Raw genomic sequence first — 1,940 nt, 5'->3', positions numbered from 1 at the left:
TCAGCTCGACAATATCTTCTTCCGGGCAGTTGGGCAGGCTGCATCCGCGCAGCGTCCCGCCATCGATACCCAGCGAACCGAATTCATTGACGACGATGGCGATGCGCCGCCCGTTCGATTTCTCGATAAGATGACGCAGCAACGTGGTCTTTCCGGCGCCGAGAAAGCCGGTGATGATGGTAACGGGTATCTTGCTCATGCGAGGTTTCCGGAAGCTTGTGGCGAGAGAGGATCTGACAGGGCAATATTTCGTGGCGCAGGGTCTTGTGGGGAGATCGTGCTATCCGCAGGAGAGGCCTTGCCGGGAGCAGCGTCGACCATGGAGGGAAAACGCCCCAGGATAACCTCACGCAAGCTCTCAGGGCGACGCGACGGCATGACCGTACCGGAGGGCGAACGCGCATAGGCCTGTGCATAGAGCAGCAGATCAGGCGCCAGTCCGGGATGAAGACGGCCCAGAAGCCAGGACCATTTTCCCGGCATGGAGAGCGTTGCCGTGCACCCCTGCTGGCAGGCTGCCAGGCAGCGCACCCCCTGAACACGCACGGCAGTTTCCCCTGCCAACGCGGCCAGCGCATCATGCAGGGCCTCGCCTCCGTCACGACAGGTCTGGCAGACATGCAGAACAGGCGTCTCGCCTGGTGAAAGAATCGGTTCGGCCATGGGCCCTCCCGGACCGGACCCGGCGTCCCGAAAAATCCGGGCGACGGGCAAGAAAGGCGCAAAGTCGATTGCCGGCACGAACCAGCCCGCCCCGACCTGCACCTCTCGGCGCTGGACAGGATCCGTCTCTCTCCGGGCACCCCGCCGGACAGCGAAATCAGCGATATGACGGCAGGTCTCCTGGCTCATGGCACCGGTTTCCCGGAGCCGTCGCCCCCTTCCCGGAGCACACTCCAGTGGGATATGGCGACGGTATTGCACCATCTACAGTTGCGGGGGCAGCGCGGGACTGGCGCGTCACCGCGCGCACCCGCTTCCCTTTTCACCCCTTGCAGGGCACCGTCGGCCCCTGTCTAGCAGGTTTGCCGAAACCGATGCAAAGCGGCAGAGCGCTGCGCCGGTCATCCTGTTTCCATCTTGAAACATCATGTCGACCCCTGACATCATCGGCGCGCCACCCCATGATACGAGTGAGGGATGACCCCCATGCCTCATCTTCTTGTTGTCGATGACGATCAGGACATCCTGACGCTGCTCGGCACGTTCCTGCGCAAGCATCAGCATCGTGTCTCCACCGCGCAGGATGGCGCAGCGATGTTCGCCATTCTCGATACCGAGCCGGTCGATCTCATCATTCTCGACATCATGCTGCAGCATGAAGACGGCTTCAGCCTGTGCCAACGCCTGCGTGCCACGTCCCGCGTGCCGGTCATCATGCTCTCCGCCATGGCCGACCACACGGATCGGGTGGTAGGGCTGGAAATCGGCGCCGATGATTATCTGACCAAACCCTTCGACCAGCGCGAATTGCTCGCCAGGGTGAAAGCCGTGCTGCGCCGCAGCAATGCTGCGGACGACCCGGCGCCCTCCCTGCGCCCCAGCCTGCGTTTCGGAAGCTGGGTTCTGGATGTCACAAGACGCGAATTGCGCGCCTCCGATTCCTCACTGGTTCCCCTCTCAGGTGGCGAATTCGACCTGCTGCTGTCCTTTGCCGAGCATCCACAGCGTGTACTGACACGCGACCAGCTCATGGATATGGCGCGCGGCCCTGATCATGCCGCGTTCGATCGCAGCATCGACGTGCAGGTGAGCCGCCTGCGCGCCAAGCTGGAGGAAGACCCCAGAAATCCGACCTTGATCCGTACCGTGCGCAATGGGGGCTATCTGTTCGCCTCCGCGGTAAAACGCTCATGACGCGACGCTTTCTCATGCAGGACACGATCTCGCGCCGCCTGATCGTGACCGTCGCTCTGGCGGCGGCGCGAGATCGTGTCCTG

At 62.8% G+C, this 1,940-nt stretch carries 3 protein-coding genes and 1 riboswitch; of the genes, 1 reads left to right on the top strand and 2 read right to left on the bottom strand.

The features are described 5' to 3' along the window. Both C0V97_RS16810 and C0V97_RS16805 read right to left on the bottom strand, forming a co-directional pair. Positions 1-199, bottom strand: a 199-nt coding sequence (locus C0V97_RS16810; protein ID WP_305007206.1) for a GTP-binding protein, incomplete at its 3' end; no start/stop codon positions are given. Further along, positions 196-852: a DUF1636 domain-containing protein gene (locus tag C0V97_RS16805; RefSeq protein ID WP_233582084.1), complete on the bottom strand. Its 657-nt coding sequence runs from the start codon at positions 850-852 to the stop codon at positions 196-198. The genes C0V97_RS16805 and C0V97_RS16810, both read right to left, overlap by 4 nt. After that, positions 816-1,022, bottom strand: a riboswitch (cobalamin riboswitch). (Overlaps the previous gene by 37 nt.) Positions 1,023-1,140: 118 nt before the next feature. Here C0V97_RS16805 and C0V97_RS16800 point away from each other — a divergent pair. After that, on the top strand, positions 1,141-1,857 hold the full coding sequence (locus C0V97_RS16800) for a response regulator (protein WP_127102384.1): 717 nt from the start codon (positions 1,141-1,143) through the stop codon (positions 1,855-1,857). Positions 1,858-1,940: the final 83 nt, after the last annotated feature.

The sequence above is a fragment of the Asaia sp. W19 genome (assembly GCF_003994335.1).
Taxonomy (GTDB): Bacteria; Pseudomonadota; Alphaproteobacteria; order Acetobacterales; family Acetobacteraceae; genus Asaia.
This window is presented reverse-complemented; position numbering and strand designations above follow the sequence as displayed.

Excerpts from the sequence above, each read along its gene's own strand:
- C0V97_RS16800 (WP_127102384.1), top strand. The coding sequence starts at position 1,141 with ATGACCCCCATGCCTCATCTTCTTGTTGTCGATGACGATCAGGACATC.
- C0V97_RS16805 (WP_233582084.1), bottom strand. The coding sequence starts at position 852 with ATGAGCCAGGAGACCTGCCGTCATATCGCTGATTTCGCTGTCCGGCGG.